The organism is Enterobacter sp. RHBSTW-00318, assembly GCF_014101375.1.
Lineage (GTDB): Bacteria > Pseudomonadota > Gammaproteobacteria > Enterobacterales > Enterobacteriaceae > Enterobacter > Enterobacter ludwigii.
Map to the genome: position 1 here is coordinate 1279687 of NZ_JABXQH010000001.1, position 17425 is coordinate 1297111.

The window sequence follows — 17425 nt, forward strand, 5'->3', positions numbered from 1 at the left end:
AAATAAGATTTTAACTATATTTATGAGGCTAATATGGAACTTAACGCAATGCTTCGTTACGACGAAGGCGAAAAACTCACGATGTATAAAGACACAGAAGGATATTTCACAATCGGTGTCGGACATTTGATTACTAAGAATCCATCAAGAGACTACGCTTTGAAAGAACTTGATAAAGCAGTTGGTCATCCTTGTTATGGATATATCACAGCGAAAGAATCTGATCAGTTATTGAATACAGACGTTAATTCAACGTTACGTAAGCTTAGTAAAACAGAACTGCATCCAGTTTATATCAGAATCGATACAGTCAGGCGTTCAGCTTTAATCAATATGTGTTTTCAACTCGGCGTTTCTGGCGTATGTCAGTTCAAGAAATTCTTGGGATACATGGCTGTTGGAGATTATCAAAATGCGGCTGATGAAGCTTTAGACTCAAGATGGGCACGTCAGACTCCTAATAGAGCAAAACGTGTAACTGATGTTATTCGTTATGGAGATTTCAGAAGTTATAATTAAAAATTTAAGTTATCTAATTTGAACAGCATCAAGTTGATGAATGGAATAAGCAGATATGTAATTAACACCATCAGCTTAGTCTACATATATTTTGTTATAATATTTTACGACTCAACGAAGTCTTGTTAGGATAATGTAAACAAATCCGTTTTTTTAGATGTGAGTAATATTAGCAATGTTCATCTTAGAATGTGATATCGAAGGAAACTCGAAAATGATAATAGCTTTACACTATTGAGAAAATTTGGTTGAGGCTTCAAAATAGAGCATTCATACGTGATCAATAGCCAGACTAAGCAAGCAACAGCTAAACCCCGTAACGTACTGATTAAATTGATAATTGAAGGTGCATATGTTAAAAGTTACTGGTCTTGATAAGCTTCAGAAAGAACTCAAGGATGCAAAGCGTATACTGAGTGAGCTGGATGGCGAGCTAGGAGTCGTAAAGTTTAACCCTAACGACCCTGCTAGCATCGAGTCGGCAATTCAAACAGTTAATCACATGATTGATGAACGCATTGGCGGATGTTCAACCAACTCCATAGTCGGCTCGCTTGCGCAGCAGATGAAGGAAACATACAGAGAAGGCATTCTTAAAAAAGCTGCCGAAGCCAGATTGACTTCAAGTGAGGATGAGTAATGGCTCAAGATATTTTTTCTGAAATGAACAATGCTGTTCTGGATTTACAGGCTTCACAATACCAGACCTTTGAACGTCCACTCAAAAAGCTTGCTCAGCTTCTAAAACATTCCGATCTTGAATCATACAATGCAGACCTGACTGAAGGACTCAATCTTACAGAGTTTCTCGCAGAAAGTGAGAAGACTGGAGGAAGTATGGCTGGGAGTGCCCAGCTTGTCTGGCCAGATGATGCAAGAAAAACACTAGGCCTTACATTACTTTTGATTTTTAAGTTAGCAGAAGATCCTAATTATGCAATCAACTTTGGACATCATTTTTTCTATTCCGGAAGTAAAGTTATAGCAGGCATTCATTCGATTACAGGACAACTTATCATTCCTTTCGTTAGAGATTACAAAAATTATGTTCAGTCTAAGGGAAGCACAGAAACTATGTTGAAGCCGCAGTTTTCGAACAAAGTTTTCATTGTTCATGGTCATGATGATGGCGCCCGTGAAACAGTCGCAAGGTTTCTTGAACGTATAGGTTTAGAAGCAATCATATTACATGAGCAAGCTAATCAGGGACGAACTGTCATTGAGAAAGTTATAGCAAATAGTGATGTTGGATTTGCTGTTGTATTGCTAACACCAGATGATGAAGGTTGTGCTAAAGGAGGAATACCAGAACCAAGGGCAAGGCAGAATGTAATGCTAGAATTAGGATATTTTATCGGGCGTTTAGGCAGAGAGAAAGTATGTGCACTAAAACGCGGCTCACTAGATATTCCAAGTGATTTTGCTGGGGTTGTTTGGGAAAATATGGATAGCAGTGGAGGCTGGAAGCAAGCACTCGCACGAGAACTTGAAGCTGCTGGTCACAATATTGATTGGAATAAAGCAATGCGGAGTTGATTTTATATAGCTCTATTTTTAGCGATACTGGCGTTTCATCGACAATTAAAAATTTGGCTGCTGATTAGCCTAAAACGCAGCCAAATATAAATCATTAATGATATTGCTTAAATAAGTTTTAACGACTCATCTTCTGCCCCCCCTCTAACAAAAAATAATAGTTACTCTGGGACTTCTGAAACACCGAGATGTTTCGAGCGCTCGGCTTTTTTCTGCTGTGTTAAAATTCCAAATCAATTCAGTTCATCATCGATAGACAGGACTGATTCCGGATGATTTTTCCGTTCAAGATAAATACAGTAATAAACCCTTGGGCCACTTGTGTAAGGAGAATAAAATGGCACGTAAAATTTACGTCAGTATGACTGATATGGCAAAACGTTATGGTTATACCCTTAACGCTATTAAATCATGGAGAGCAGAAGGACTTCCTTATTCAGATAATCCAGCAGGAATACCAGAAAACGAAGGCACTTTATGGATCGTACAGAACAAAATTAATCCGATGCGCAATATGTCTGTTCGTGATGAATTCGAGAAAGAAAAACTTCGTGAACAGGTGGCGAAGGCTGACTTAGCAACTTATGCAGCGCAAGAAAAATCAGGTGAATTAATCCCTGTTGAGTTGGTGCAAGCTCAATTGAATCAGTTCTGTCAGTCTCTGAAAGATTCCATCAGGCTGATTCCGTCAAAACACGGTATCGAAATCATGGAGTCTGCTAATGATATCCAGGAGCTGAAAGAAAAACTCAAAGAGATTTTCAACAGAACATTGAATGAACTTGGTGAGTCGTTCGAACAAGACTTCGAACACGTTGACAAACCAGAAGAGAAAGAAGATAGTGAAATTGAACTTTAAGGGAGTTTGCACTCCCTTTTTAATTTCAAACAGTTACCATGTTTATGTATTTCATTTTTAAAATCGAATGAAGGAATTTAAAGCGATGGTGGGACCAAAATGTTTTTCATCGTGTTGCTCCTTTAAAGATTTGTTTCTGACGATTAATGAACATTCTTTCCTGCTTGAAATAGCCTGCTTCAATTTCGACTGACTCTGTTAGATGTTGCTTAGGGTATTTTTCGCGACTAGCGCAATGTACATTTTTTCGTTGTAACATAAAACTAATTTTCACATAATCGCGCTTGCAAATTAAACACTTGTAATCATGGCCTGTCATATATACTCCTTTGTAAAACTATATTTATAGCCTCCATAACATTACAAAAGAATGATATTTTTAATTTGAGGTGTCGTCCAAATATGATTATATTCCAAAGTGACATTAATGAATATTGTCCCGACTACGGAATAGGGATTAAAATAAACCGTAACCGGGAAATATATTTATTATCCATTTTTAACCATCATGGATAGTACAAATTTTTAAAGTGATTATTAATATCAACCATAGCATCAAGAATTGGTTTGAACAATGAAAAATCTATAGTCTGTCTATTTTCTCTGATAATATTGTTGGCAAACCTGTCTTTTCCAAAAGTAGTAGTGCTATCATGATTATTACTTTTATCAAAGGATTTACCGTTAATTGTCTTTGTCAGAACTTCATCTTTGAAAAAGTCTTCCATGCACGATTGTTTATCACCAGCCAATAGTGGAGTTAACAATACGTAGAGGTTATTCTCTAAATGTAAAAATTTATGTTTTCTTACGTCCTCTGATTTTCTAGGCAGGTGAGAATATTCTTTGATTATATTATTAATAAAATCAGATGGCCCAGTGTCATTATCCAAAACAATTATTACTGGATTTTTAGGCGGTTGTCTTTCAAATTTCTTGCATTGTTCTCTATGCCTTCTAAAGAATCTTACATAGTCAGCAGCCCCACCGTAGAGGTCTAAAAAATATTCCTTTTTTGCGTTTGTTTTGAATAACGTAATATTTAAAATTCTATTCTTTGTTCTATCGTCAACTCTAACCAGAGCAGGATAACTTAAATACAAAGAATCAATTGCACATTTCAAATAAATTGGATCTGTTTTACCTTCTGTCAAAACTGTAGGCTTTATATTCCCATAAAAATACTTATAATGAAGAAAGTTACTGAATGCTGTCTCTCTTGAATTCAATTTGAGAGTAAAATTAATTCCAGTTTTCTTTAGCACATATTTTTCTGGGAGTGTATGTTTTTTAGCGTTAATGTTATTATACTTATCAAGCATATCAATATAAACGAAGCGGCCTTCAAGTTCATTTAGAGTACCTTTTCGCGGTTTTCCACTAATATCCAAAAGGGTAAAATCCCCTTCTTTATAAAGTGCATGCGCCATAGCTCTGGTTTTTTTAATATAATCTTTATTGACATTTATTTTTTTGTTTACGGTTAAACCTGTTACTTCCTGCCTTGATGTATGCCGCAATATTCTGGTCTTATTATTATTAATTTTAAATCCAGCTTTTTCAATTTCATTAACTAACAATGGTCCTAACTCGTTAGAATTCTCATTTATAACAATTGAGTCAGGAAACTGATTTTTGTTAGTTGAGAATGTTATATCATCTGCATATCGACTATAACTGCATCCATTAGAAAGTGCCAACTTTGACAATCTAATATCTAAAATATTACATATAAGATTGCTTATTACAGGAGAGCAAGGACTTCCTTGCGGAAGTTTTCCATCATAGCAAGCTATCTGCGCAATTATAGTTGCTATTGATGGGTGCAAATTAAAATATTGATTCGCGATAAAATAACCACGGACCCTACCGAAATTAAATGTAGGGAAAAAATCCTCAAGATCAATATTTAAAACATTGGTTTTATTTCTATGTCTTTCTGCATTTGTTATTATTGTTTTATTTTTCTCAAATCCATGAGATAAGCTAGGGGTGATATTATTTGTTTTCCATATTTCGCTCTGACAAACATACAATAAATCTGATAAACGCCTTTGTATGTCTTTTAGTTTTTCAGTAGGCGCAAATATCTCTCTGTCACCTCCAGACTTCTTTTTTATAATAAATCTTTCATATTGATGCTCAGGTCGTATTCTGTACAGGACATTAGTAAGAAAAGAAACTTTAATTTGAAGTAAGCGTGCAAACTCAAATTTGGTCTTGCATGACTTGAGTCTTTCTAAGTAGGAGGGAGTGAACATAATAGTAAATTCCATTATTAATTATGTTATTGCACATGCAGGCACTCTTACGCATTTCAAAGTGACGCCCAAGAAGATCCGACGTCCGTCAGAGGCGAATACTGCCGACCTTTTAATCACTGATTGCGATACCACAACCAACAAATCTACCTGCATGTGCCTTGCTAATTTATCATAGTTAACAATCAAAACAAGCACTTTTGAAAATGGCTGTATCTTATTGATTAACTAATCATGGTCAAAGCCGAACATTCCTCGTGAAGATTGTTAGAATTTGAGATCTTTACGAGCACTTAACAGACTGTCAGATTCAGTCATGGAGCAAGTTGAATGCAATGTTATCATGTATCACTTTTTCTTTTTCGTCGTTAAGATGGTTCATAAAACTTACCATTAAGTCGATTGATAACTAGTAATTACATCTGTAGGTTCTCTTGATGATTTGTCAGAGGGCATTTGAGCTAAATAAAGTTGATTCGACGAGTTCAATTGCTTCATCTTCGATAGTTGATTTGTCCATTGTTTTGGTCGGCTCAGAAATATCAATTTTCACAATTACAATCTCGTCATCAAAAGATAGTTTTTCACCCCTTCTTTCTTTACGTAAAACGCTGTTCTCTTTGCTGAGTTCAGCGTTTTTCCTTTCTAACTCTGCGACTCTTTTCATCAAATCTTCCATTTTGGAATTCACAACATCTAGTCTCTGCTCAGTCGGAAATTCAATACTTTCGATGATTTCAATAAATTCACCAGTATACATCTGAACAAACTGCTCGGTGTCTTTGATCTTCTGCATTCTTAGATCTGAACAGAAAGCTTTCCACGAGTTCTTTTTACCGTTAATTTCACAAGCAACGATAACAGCATTATCGGTTGTATAAGCAACGATTGCAGGCAGATTATTAACTTCGGTCGTACCGATTTCGAAGCTATGCATATTTTTTACAGTCACAGCATTTTCAATCTTCTGTAACATCTTAGCTCGAACATTACGATGAATATCTATAGCTTTAACAAGAGCTTTCAGGCTGTTTTTGTTATTGGTCATTCTATTAACTTTGATAATATTTCTGTTCAGGCTTGCTTTAACTGTTCTGTCTAGATTTTCGAAGACTGCAAATTTGAAATTCAATTTATTTGCCTTTATTGATTGGTTGAGTTCTGATATTACGTTTTTTGCAAGCATTATACATCGTTGCTTTATTCATTTGTTTAGATTCTGCAATTTGCTGAAATGTCTCACCAGAGTCTAAGCGAGATTCAATTTCGAATTTGTTAGGTATAAATTTCATGGGGTTGCCTTTTTTATTGAATTGAAAAATAAGCACTCCGAAGAGTGCTTTAAACTTAAGGAATTTTTAAATGAACTAAGCTAATTGCTTATATCTTATTTTATGACGGATAAAGTCAGTAGTAAACAAACGAGAGAAAATAACGAGGAAGAAGAAACTCTCTGTGTTCATACTAATATTTATATAGTTCACCGAAAGTGTAAACAAAGTCCGAAAAATAATTTAGTGAAAAGCAGGTGCATTGATGCACATCAAAACGCATCGATAACGCATCGATGCGACTCGGAGAAGTGCATGGACCCTAGAAAAAATCGCCCTATAAGAACAATTGGATAAAGATGAACTGGAAGGATATAGAAGCAGTACAAAACCTGGAAAACATAGCGAAGCGAGCAGATTGCGCGAAGCGCGGGCGAAGCCCTAATTGATAAACATTAGCGCGAAGCGCGACAGATAACACTATCGAACTTGATTACTAGCTACTGATTAGATGTTTCTAGATAAAGATTATTAGCGCTTCGCGCGTTCGCTACGCTCACAATATTATTTTTCAGATCTGGATAATAATGATTACTGGATAACTGCATTATACTGTTCGTCTGACAATCAATAAACATAACGATCGATAATTAATTGAAATAACGTTAATGAGTTCTCCTTCGCTATCGCTACGTCGAACGGGCAAGCCCTATCTTTGATGATAGTAATGATTGACTGCTACATCATCCCTCCTCGCTTCTCCCTGCTTCTACTGACCTAATGATACTCCAAGTCAATTCCCTGTTATCAAGTTCACCTGATGCTTCCTGCTTCGTTATCGACCTTATTGCTTTTGACTCTACGCTTTCAGCTTCGCAGGAAGTACGCCCTGCTGTTTGCAGATCGTTCTAAAGAACTGAGTAATCAAGTTCTCAACTATTTGATTCCTTGCGCCCCAAAGATGCCTCCAGTATCTGTGGTTTACAATCTACTCATTTGAAATTCAATAAAAAAGGGAGCACTAAGCTCCCTTTTGTCATTTCAGACCAAGCACTAATGCTTGTTCAAGTTTTTTCTCAAGCAGAGTGTTTAATCCACTTTCGAAAAATTCAATCGCTTGAACGTCTGAGTCTGTTTTTAAGCGAACAGCGGCATCGTCAACTGTTAACTCTTCGGTCTTAACATCACCGTTTTTATAAACCACATTAGCAATCATGCTTTCTCCTTTGTTGCTAAAAAATAATAACCGAATGATATCACTTGTTCAATTTTTCTTTCAATCAAATAAGTATCCGATGAATAGTCGGCTCTCTAAACTAGCAGGTATGAAATAGTTCCTTAATTCTGAACCTCCTCACTTTGCTTCCTATTTAATATTGCAATTTTAAATCTAGTGTAATTAATTTAGCTACAAACTTGCATTTATTATACATTTAAAAAATCGCCTCCATTCGTTAGGCATTCTCAGTTTCACTCATTTCTCCTTTAGTGCTATTCACACAGCGAAGAAACTGATCCCTCTGATACGCGGCAGTTTTGTCTGACATCTGTTTTTTGAATAACTCAAAATCCCCCTCTGTACGTTTAAAAATAATCATGCTAATCGCAGATGGTTTTTTATTAGCCGATTTGCTAGCAAGAAGTTTTTCGATGTTATCGAATCCGAAAGCCTGATTCACGATTCGTTGTGCTTCAACAGCATCGACAACTTCAACCGTATTTTCAGCTTTAACTTCTTCAACAACTGTATATTCCTCGATGTTAGCTTTAACACGACGAACAACAGAACGAGGAACATCGTATTTTTCAGCAAGCTTACTCTCTGACATATCAGTACCAGCGTTTAATTCAGAAGCAATTCGGTTTTCAACAGTCAGTTCAGTTTTCATTGTCGTTCTCCTGTGTTTTGTTGGAACAGACTTTAACAGGCGGATATCCAGGTGCAAGAACTCTTAGAAATAATTTTATGGAGGTTTTCATAAATACAGACAGAGAAATGAAATCCATTTTGGGTTCATCCACTTAGGGCTGATTATGAAAAACTCAAATAAACTGAAAAGTATCTTACAGAATGCAAAGCGCTTTTTAATGCCACCTCCTGACTACACTCCGTCCGAGTGGGTCGAACAGTACCTGAAATTCCCTGATGGTCCTTATACAGGGCAGCCGATGAAACTGTTTGAGTTTCAGAAAGGCATGATTGACGTCATTAAAGAACGTAAGAAGAAAATCGTCTTCGAGACTTCTGCCCAGATTGGCAAGACAACCATCTTGAACGGAATTCTGTTCTATAAGTCTGCTACTGATCCCGGTAACGCTGGTGTCTTGCAGTCAACCGGTAAAGAGACGACTCAATGGCTATCAGGCAAGATTCGCCCAATGATTGACGAATCGGAAGAAATGCAACGAATCGTCACCGACAAGAACGACAGAAACGCAGTGAATAACACCAGTCAAATTCAGCTACGTGCTGGAGGCTTTTGGTATTTCATGTCGCTCAATAGCCCTTCTCACTTACGCGGTAAAACTCTTCCGCTGATGTTGCTTGATGAAGTTGACGCAGTTGAAACAGACACAGAAGAAGGCAACCCGATTATCATCGCGGAACAACGTGCTACGACGTTCGGTGAAGACGCTCGTGTTTTCATTAGCTCGACGCCTACAAGTAAATACGGTGCTATCCACACGCAGTATGAAGCATCCGACAAGCGCAAGTATCATGTTCCCTGTCCTACATGTGGTCATAAGCACGAACTGACGTGGGAGAATATCAAATTCGACTGGGTAAAAATCGATGGTAAATCATTACCTGATCCTAACTCTGCCAGAATTGAATGTCCTGAATGTCATCACGCTTTCTCTGAAGGCGACCGAGCACGAGCAATTAAACAAGGTGAATGGATTATTCATCAACCTGAAAGTCGAATTGCTGGATTCCACGTAAGTCGTTTATACAGCCCAATGAGTTCTATCAAATCAGTTGTTGAAGACTATAAGCAAGCATGGCAAACGTTCAGCTTGTCAACGTTTTATAACACTGTTCTTGGTCTACCGTTTGATGATTTAAACGAAGACATTGAGGTTAGTAAATTAGAAACACTCAAGACGAATATCGGCATCAGCAATATACCAGAAGACACGTTGTTTTTAACCGCTGGGGTTGACCAACAGCAAGACCGTTTAGAAGTAACCTTGATGGGTCACAACGAACGAACCGTTTATATTCTTGCACATCGTAGCTTTATGACAATGAACGCTGAGGTTATCGATTCCCCTGCTTATAAAGAACTTCTTGCATACGTTAAAGCACCGTTCAGAACAGCTTTGGGAAGAAAGGTTCCTTTAGCGTGGGTGAACGTCGATAGCTCAAACGGTCGAGCAACTAAAACAATCTATCGTTTCTGCTCTCAGTGGACAAACCTGAAAGCAATTAAAGGTGCCAGCTCTGTTGATGCCCCTTATGTTCCAACGAAAATCACGAAAACCGGTGGTTATGAACTTTATATGATTGGTGTAAACCAAGGAAAAAACTTAGTTCGTGAACTGCTAAACAGAAGCGTGAAATCTGGAAATACACCAGTCAGAGTCGAAATCTCTGATGATGTTCCAGATGATTACTGCGAACAGCTTATGTCCGAAGAATTAAAACGCTCTGGTAATACTGTTAGATGGGTTATTAAACAAGGCGGTGTTCGTAACGAAGGTCTTGACTGCTTTAACTACGGTTATTGCGCGCGTCTGCAAGTTCTAGAGAAAATCAAATTTCACGAGTGGAGGAAACTCGCTGCTAAATCTGATATTGAAATGCCAGAAGAACAAAACGAAACAAATTCTCCTGTTATTCAAACTCATGAACCTCGTCGAAACATTATCAAACGAAACAGACCAGTTAATAAGCCTCGTGGTTTCGGATTATAAATATAAGAAAGGAGAACTCAATGCAAAAATCAAATTCAGAAATTTACATCGGTGAAAAACTCGCTGTTTATAATCCTGAAGGTGCAACAGTCTCCATAGGCTCAACTGAAACTAAATTGTTTTCTCAAACTGATTGTCCAGCGAATATCTCGGTGGACACATCAGATTTTATCGAAGGAACTTTTTCTGTTGTTGTTCTCTATGAAGGTGCGCTTATCAGTAACAGCATTATCAAAGTGAAATCACCATTCGTTTCAAAAACGAAAAGAGAACAACTCAGAGAAATGATTAACGATATCGATACAGTTATTCAGTATCGTCTGACAAGTAACGAAGAAGCTATTCAACAAATGAGTATTAACGGTAAATCATTCGTTTATGAAACGCTTGATTCGCTGCTTATGGCTCGAAAACGACTTTTAGCTAACTTAGCAAATCTGATTAAGTCAGAACAAATGGCAAACGGTAAATCTCCGATTGTTACTATTAAAGCGAGGTTCACGAATCCATCATGAGTATTAGAGATTTTTTCACATTTAAAAAAGCAGAACCGAAAACACGTAAACAGAAACAGAAACTGGTAATTGATAACGAGCAAGCATATGGCTCACAGTTACAGCGTATTCTTGGTCCTCGAACTGACCGTTTAGATGGCGACTTTCAAGAGAACCTGATTACGACTGCAACGATTAATAACGAGATTCGAACTTATGCCGATGGCATTCGTAATATGTCTCGAACTCTTTCGATTAATACACCAGTTGGTAAACGTGCTGTTCAATATCAAGTTGATAACGTTATCGGTGAAGGTATTAACCCACAATTGCGTATTCTGGGAACAAACGGAAAGCCAAGCAAGAAACTGAACTCTATGATTATGGACCAGTTCAGCTATTGGTCAAGTTCAGCAAAACGTTTCAGTAAAAATGAAAGAATGAACTGGCGCAGATTTCAAGAACTCGTTGAACGTTCAAGATTTGTTGACGGCGAGGTTTTTATTCGTATTCACGAATCTGATACTGAATTTAAGCTTGAAATTATCGAAGCTTCACGCTGTAAATTTGGCGACAGAGAAACCTCCGACAACGGTTATGTTCTTGATGGTATCGAATATAATAACGATGATGTTCCAGTTCGTTACTGGTTTAACACAATAAGCAAAGCAACACAGACTTCATCTGGTAAATCTGAAGGTATCGACGCTGAAAATATTATTCACTATTACAGAGAATTGTTCCCTGATCAACGCAGAGGCATTCCTGAATGTGTAGCGAATATTGATGTTATGAACCAATATGATGCTTTCACAAAAGCAACGTTGATTCAGAAACGCGCCGCAGCAAGCTCTATGGGTTTCATCACTCAAGACAAAGACGGTCAAGATAATATCGAAATTGATAGCGATAACGAAGGCATTGAAGAATCTCCTGATGTTATTCAAAACTTTGAATCAGGGACAATTCATAAACTTCCTGCTGGTTACGATATAAAGCAGTTTAGCTCTACTCAGGGCGGTGACGACTTTATGAACTTCACGAATCGTCTGGAAGACCTGCTTGCTATGGGTTACGGTTTTTACAAACAAGGTTGGAAAGGTGACACAGCAAATATTAACTATTCTGCTGCCCGCTTCGGTGATCTTGCACAACGCGTAATGTTTAAATCAGTTCAGCGTAATATTAAAGAACAGGTTTTTGATGTTATTTTTGAACGTTGGTTACAATGGTCAATTATCAGAGAAACCGTTAATTTGAAAATGACAACTATTCCTTCAGTTCTTCGTCAGACTGTTTGGACATATCCTCAATGGCAAAGTATCGACCCAATTAAAGATACTCAGAAGGATATTTTTGATGTTGAAAACGGATTCAAATCTGCTTCTGATATTATTATTGCTCGCGGTGAAGACCCGGATATTGTATTTGCTCAGGTTGAACAAGAAAGAACTCGTTATGTTCCGAAATACGATAATCAAATTAAAGTTGCTGCTGCACCTGCTGCATTAACGGCTGATGCTCAAGTGGAAGTTGCTGAAATTAATTCGGATAACTCGGTGGAATAACACTAAATACATTCAGAAAAACAAAGAGCGTCGAAAGACGCTCCAACAGAGGACTGGTAATGCTAAAACTTAAGCGCGATTACACAGTTCAGGGTATTGATTCTGTTGATGGTGTTTTTGAAATTGCGTTCAGTTCTGAAACTCCTGTTGAAAGACAGATTCAGGATGAATACGGTCAAAACATTACTGTTAATGAAATTCTCGTTCATGACGGCTCACATAACGCTGACTTGACCCGAATTAATAACGGTGCTGCTTTGCTGTTTAACCATGATTTTGATAAACACTTGGGAATCGTTATTCCTGATTCTGTTCGAATCGATGAAGACAAAATAGGACGAGCAAAAGTCCAATTCAGTCAACACGGTGAATTAGCTAAAGAAATCGGTGCAAAAGTTCAAGAAGGAACAATTAGTAAAATCTCTTTCGGATATGACATTAATGAATATCACTTAGAAGGCGACAATCTTATTGTTACGAAATGGGCACCATATGAAATTTCTTTCGTCACTGTTCCTGCTGACGATAAAGTCGGTTTGGGAAGACTACTAAATACAGATACAACAAACAAACTTAACAAAGGTACTCGAATGAAACGTATTGATGAAATGACTAAAGATGAACTGGCAGAAATGACTATCGATGAAATTGAAATGCTGTCCGATGAAGATCGTGCAAAGCGTGAAGAAATTCTGGAAGAAGTAGTCGTTGAAAATGAAAACGCTGGTGATTCTGCTGTTGAAAAAACTGATGACGCTCCTGCTGCTGTTCCTGCTGGTGACGAACTGACAGAAGAAGAACGCGAAGAAGAAGCGGAAGAAATTCTTGAAATCGCACAACGCTACAAAGTAGCACAGAAAGACGTTGCAAGCGCTATCGCTAAAGGCATGACCGCACGTCAATTCAAACGCTCTATTAAACCTAATAAATCTGCAACGGTGATTCGCAACATGACTAAAGATACTAAACAAACTCTGGAAAATAAATTCGACCTTGGCGATGCTGTTCGCTCTATGATGAATGGTAAAGCTGTTCGCGGTGCTGCTGCTGAATATACTCAAGAAATGTCCCGTAAGCGTCTGATGCGCGGTGCTAACGTTTCTCAAGGTATCTATATGCCAGTTAGTGCTCTGCAAGGCAAACGCGCTATTAACACTGTATCAACTGTTTCCGCAGTACAAGAAACTGTTCAGCGTTATGATTCATTCGTTGAAATGCTGTTGAAAGACACTGTTGCTGATAAGCTGGGAGTTAACTTCCTGACTGGTCTGACTACTCCGATTTCTGTTCCTAAGCAGACAAAATCAAGTGTTGATGCATTCGGTTTCGTTGATGAAAACGGTGAATCTCCAGAAGGCGAAAGCAAATTCGAAAACATTCAGTTTATGCCTAAGACATTTACTGGTGGTAACCCGATTTCTCGTCAAGCTCTGTTGACTCTGCCTAATCTGGGTGCGTTCATTTCTGACCATATCGTGAATTTCTCACGCGCTAAACTGGAAGGTCTGATGTTCGGTTCTATTACCGACGCAAAAGCTCCTCAGTCTATCGTTGCTCAGTTAGTAGCAAAACAGATGGGAATGACCTACAAAGAATTCGTTGTTGAAGCTGCTAAAGCTAAAGGCGACGGCGTAGCAATGGACAAGTTCAAATATTTGATGGCTGCTGCTCTTGAAGGTGATTTGAAAACCACTCTGCGTGACGCTGGTGTTGCTGGTTATATCATCGACGACCTGAACAAACTGGGCGGACATGATGTTATCGGTTCCGGTCTTGTTAAAGAAGGTCAGGTTATCTCTGGTGACTTCTCTGCTGTAACCGTAGCTGAGTGGGAAGGTCTTGCTCTTGACCTAGGGAAGGTGCGAATAAGTGGGGAAATTCTTCTCGGCTGACTCAGTCATTTCATTTCTTCATGTTTGAGCCGATTTTTTCTCCCGTAAATGCCTTGAATCAGCCTATTTAGACCGTTTCTTCGCCATTTAAGGCGTTATCCCCAGTTTTTAGTGAGATCTCTCCCACTGACGTATCATTTGGTCCGCCCGAAACAGGTTGGCCAGCGTGAATAACATCGCCAGTTGGTTATCGTTTTTCAGCAACCCCTTGTATCTGGCTTTCACGAAGCCGAACTGTCGCTTGATGATGCGAAATGGGTGCTCCACCTTGGCCCGGATGCTGGCTTTCATGTATTCGATGTTGATGGCCGTTTTGTTCTTGCGTGGATGCTGTTTCAAGGTTCTTACCTTGCCGGGGCGCTCGGCGATCAGCCAGTCCACATCCACCTCGGCCAGCTCCTCGCGCTGTGGCGCCCCTTGGTAGCCGGCATCGGCTGAGACAAATTGCTCCTCTCCATGCAGCAGATTACCCAGCTGATTGAGGTCATGCTCGTTGGCCGCGGTGGTGACTAGGCTGTGGGTCAGGCCACTCTTGGCATCGACACCAATGTGGGCCTTCATGCCAAAGTGCCACTGATTGCCTTTCTTGGTCTGATGCATCTCCGGATCGCGTTGCTGCTCTTTGTTCTTGGTCGAGCTGGGTGCCTCAATGATGGTGGCATCGACCAAGGTGCCTTGAGTCATCATGACGCCTGCTTCGGCCAGCCAGCGATTGATGGTCTTGAACAATTGGCGGGCCAGTTGATGCTGCTCCAGCAGGTGGCGGAAATTCATGATGGTGGTGCGGTCCGGCAAGGCGCTATCCAGGGATAACCGGGCAAACAGACGCATGGAGGCGATTTCGTACAGAGCATCTTCCATCGCGCCATCGCTCAGGTTGTACCAATGCTGCATGCAGTGAATGCGTAGCATGGTTTCCAGCGGATAAGGTCGCCGGCCATTACCAGCCTTGGGGTAAAACGGCTCGATGACTTCCACCATGTTTTGCCATGGCAGAATCTGCTCCATGCGGGACAAGAAAATCTCTTTTCTGGTCTGACGGCGCTTACTGCTGAATTCACTGTCGGCGAAGGTAAGTTGATGACTCATGATGAACCCTGTTCCATGGCTCCAGATGACAAACATGATCTCATATCAGGGACTTGTTCGCACCTTCCCTAGACGACACAACTTACCGTAACAAAGGCGCTATCGTTCCTCGCGTTTGGGCTGATATCGATTGGAAAGTTTGTGCTGATGATCGTCTGTTCCTGCACGAAAAACAAGCCTAAGAAAAGCAAAAGCAAAAGCGAAAGCGAAAGCTGAAACTGCTGAATAATCAGAGGACTCCTTCGGGAGTCCTTTTTTCGTTTCTGGACTAAATATAATAAAAAGGAGACAACATGATTTTTCCATATTCAGAAAAACAAAAACAGTCTTTCTTAACTCGTTTCGGACAGAAAATCAAAATTAACGATTCTGATGAACTCGGTATTGTTGAAATTGAGATTAACAACGATAACGGACAAGTAAGCGAGACAATCTATATAACCGCTGATATCAATAAAGTTAAGCAAGAAGATGAAGTTCTATTAAACGAGATTCTGTATACCATTGCGTATCTTGTTAATGATGGTTCAGGACTTGCTAATTGTTATCTGGCATTTAAAGGCGAACAGGAGACATCATTCTATGACTAATCTGCCACGTTTAGGAATTAAACGCGCTCTGGAAGAAATAATCGTTAAAGAACTTAATCTGAAATACGTCAAAAACGCTTTCACAACTGGTGTTAAAGAACCTGTTCAAGTAATGATTCCAGGAATGACAGAAGAATATACGCGAATCGGTTTGCAATCGAAACTTGCAAGTGTTCTTAGTATTACGATTGATATTTTCTCAGAGAAAAGCGAAACAGGCGTTCACAAAGCCGTTTACGACTTAATTTCTATTAAAGCTAATCATGAAAAACTTATCCCATTTAAAATCGATAAGATTTATCCAAGTTCGAGCTTCACTGATTATGATAGTGAAGCATCAAATGGTCATGTTAGCGCACAAATAATTTTAACTTTCGAATACTTAATGTGAGACTAAAATGACAAACGATATTTTTGTAGGAAATAACGTCAGAGTTTCAGTTAATCCGCTAATCGTTGAAATCCCAGGATATAACGACCCAGGTTATGTAAGCACTGATAAACTGGCTGCATTCCCTGTTATCGGATTTAGAAAAGAAGTTCAGACACTAGAAGATTACAGAACCGATTTCACAACGAAACTTTCAGGTGACGTAACAATTAACGACACTTCAATAAGCTTATTTGAAGACAGTTCTGACCCAGTTTATCAGTTGCTTGATGAAGCTCTTATGGAAAAGAAACTCCTTAGATTCAGAAGTCTTTATGTTATCGATGGAGAAACAAAGAAAGATAATGATGCTGGTCTTTATCATATTTTTAATGCTTATGTAACGAAGAAAGAAACATCAGGTTCGGCTAACTCAGTCGTTACAACAACTTTTAATCTTTCTCCTGATGGTCAGTTGTTTACAGGTTTTGCTGAATTCTCAGTTCCGTTAAACGTTGGCGATTATGGTATTGGTGCTGGTACAGAAGAAATCGCAGGCGTTAAAGACTTAGGATTATTAACTGGTAACAGATGTGTAACAGTCGATGCAACAAACAGCGATAACCCTTATAACTCTGGCACGTCTGCTATGGCTATTCAGCATCCTGATGGTCAAGGTTGGGAGCTTATTGGTTCGTCAGTCGGTAATCCAAGCATCAGAATCAGAAACAAACAACAAAGCGGTGAAACTGTTACTGAATCTCCGTGGGTCAAAGTCTATACAGAACTTGAACGTCCAACTCCTGAAGATATTAATGCTTTGCCTATTACTGGTGGAGAACTCAAAGGATCTTTGACTATTCAGGAATATCTGAACGTTCGTAAAAAGATTTCTGCGCCACAAGGTGAAATCTTGGCTCTAAATAGTAATGAAATTAACTCAACTTCTGTCAAGGTCAAAGGCAAAGAAGTCTATTCTCCAAGTAATAAACCAACGCCATTAGAGATTAATTGTGTAGCGTTAGGAGAAACCTTAGACGCAGGAGTATTTTAACGGA

Annotated in this window: 16 protein-coding genes; 11 read left to right on the top strand and 5 right to left on the bottom strand. The window is 38.9% G+C overall.

Annotated features, from left to right (window positions below; all coding sequences use genetic code 11):
- Positions 1 to 33 precede the first annotated feature (33 nt).
- The 4 genes from HV157_RS06315 to HV157_RS06330 all read left to right on the top strand — a co-directional run bounded on the left by HV157_RS06315 (position 34) and on the right by HV157_RS06330 (position 2914).
- Positions 34 to 519 (top strand): glycoside hydrolase family protein, encoded by a 486-nt coding sequence (locus tag HV157_RS06315; RefSeq protein WP_000422351.1) that lies wholly within the window; start codon positions 34 to 36, stop codon positions 517 to 519.
- A gap of 352 nt (positions 520 to 871) precedes the next feature.
- Positions 872 to 1159, top strand: a complete 288-nt coding sequence (locus HV157_RS06320) for a hypothetical protein (RefSeq protein WP_000922096.1) — start codon at positions 872 to 874, stop codon at positions 1157 to 1159.
- Entirely contained in the window at positions 1159 to 2055 is an 897-nt protein-coding gene (locus HV157_RS06325; RefSeq protein WP_000046021.1) for a nucleotide-binding protein, read from the top strand. The genes HV157_RS06320 and HV157_RS06325 overlap by 1 nt, the downstream gene beginning before the upstream one ends.
- Positions 2056 to 2392: 337 nt before the next feature.
- Complete coding sequence (locus tag HV157_RS06330) at positions 2393 to 2914, top strand: hypothetical protein (RefSeq protein ID WP_000101429.1); 522 nt, start codon at positions 2393 to 2395, stop codon at positions 2912 to 2914.
- 506 nt (positions 2915 to 3420) lie between these two features.
- On the opposite strand, the gene HV157_RS06335 is transcribed toward HV157_RS06330, so the two are convergent.
- The 4 genes from HV157_RS06335 to HV157_RS06350 all read right to left on the bottom strand — a co-directional run bounded on the left by HV157_RS06335 (position 3421) and on the right by HV157_RS06350 (position 8335).
- Complete coding sequence (locus HV157_RS06335; protein ID WP_001324718.1) at positions 3421 to 5190, bottom strand: retron Ec67 family RNA-directed DNA polymerase/endonuclease; 1770 nt, start codon at positions 5188 to 5190, stop codon at positions 3421 to 3423.
- Positions 5191 to 5620: 430 nt separating this feature from the next.
- Complete coding sequence (locus HV157_RS06340) at positions 5621 to 6361, bottom strand: hypothetical protein (RefSeq protein ID WP_001324719.1); 741 nt, start codon at positions 6359 to 6361, stop codon at positions 5621 to 5623.
- A gap of 1121 nt (positions 6362 to 7482) precedes the next feature.
- On the bottom strand, positions 7483 to 7662 hold the full coding sequence (locus tag HV157_RS06345) for a hypothetical protein (protein ID WP_000561393.1): 180 nt from the start codon (positions 7660 to 7662) through the stop codon (positions 7483 to 7485).
- A gap of 238 nt (positions 7663 to 7900) precedes the next feature.
- Entirely contained in the window at positions 7901 to 8335 is a 435-nt protein-coding gene (locus HV157_RS06350) for a GntR family transcriptional regulator (RefSeq protein ID WP_149282226.1), read from the bottom strand.
- A gap of 145 nt (positions 8336 to 8480) precedes the next feature.
- On the opposite strand from HV157_RS06350, the gene HV157_RS06355 reads away from it, so the two are divergent.
- From HV157_RS06355 to HV157_RS06370, 4 genes are read left to right on the top strand one after another with little or no spacing between them, the layout of a single operon-like run.
- A complete protein-coding gene (locus HV157_RS06355) occupies positions 8481 to 10364 on the top strand; it encodes a terminase gpA endonuclease subunit (protein ID WP_128542716.1) in 1884 nt (627 codons plus the stop codon).
- A gap of 20 nt (positions 10365 to 10384) precedes the next feature.
- Positions 10385 to 10879, top strand: coding sequence for a hypothetical protein (locus tag HV157_RS06360; protein ID WP_001172750.1), 495 nt, complete (start codon positions 10385 to 10387; stop codon positions 10877 to 10879).
- The gene (locus tag HV157_RS06365; protein WP_000027534.1) at positions 10876 to 12426 is read left to right on the top strand and encodes a phage portal protein; all 1551 of its coding nucleotides are present in this window, start codon (positions 10876 to 10878) and stop codon (positions 12424 to 12426) included. The genes HV157_RS06360 and HV157_RS06365 overlap by 4 nt, the downstream gene beginning before the upstream one ends.
- 59 nt (positions 12427 to 12485) lie before the next feature.
- Positions 12486 to 14318: an HK97 family phage prohead protease gene (locus HV157_RS06370; protein WP_182378434.1), complete on the top strand. Its 1833-nt coding sequence runs from the start codon at positions 12486 to 12488 to the stop codon at positions 14316 to 14318.
- 108 nt (positions 14319 to 14426) lie between these two features.
- On the opposite strand, the gene HV157_RS06375 is transcribed toward HV157_RS06370, so the two are convergent.
- Positions 14427 to 15407, bottom strand: coding sequence for an IS5-like element IS5 family transposase (locus HV157_RS06375; RefSeq protein ID WP_000019402.1), 981 nt, complete (start codon positions 15405 to 15407; stop codon positions 14427 to 14429).
- A gap of 293 nt (positions 15408 to 15700) precedes the next feature.
- On the opposite strand from HV157_RS06375, the gene HV157_RS06380 reads away from it, so the two are divergent.
- From HV157_RS06380 to HV157_RS06390, 3 genes are read left to right on the top strand one after another with little or no spacing between them, the layout of a single operon-like run.
- Positions 15701 to 15997, top strand: a complete 297-nt coding sequence (locus HV157_RS06380; RefSeq protein WP_000577166.1) for a hypothetical protein — start codon at positions 15701 to 15703, stop codon at positions 15995 to 15997.
- Positions 15990 to 16388 carry a hypothetical protein gene (locus HV157_RS06385; protein WP_000183389.1) on the top strand — a complete coding sequence of 133 codons (399 nt, stop codon included), beginning with the start codon at positions 15990 to 15992 and terminating at the stop codon, positions 16386 to 16388. Before HV157_RS06380 ends, HV157_RS06385 begins: the two co-directional genes overlap by 8 nt.
- A gap of 7 nt (positions 16389 to 16395) precedes the next feature.
- Positions 16396 to 17421 (top strand): hypothetical protein, encoded by a 1026-nt coding sequence (locus HV157_RS06390; RefSeq protein ID WP_000180276.1) that lies wholly within the window; start codon positions 16396 to 16398, stop codon positions 17419 to 17421.
- Positions 17422 to 17425: the final 4 nt, after the last annotated feature.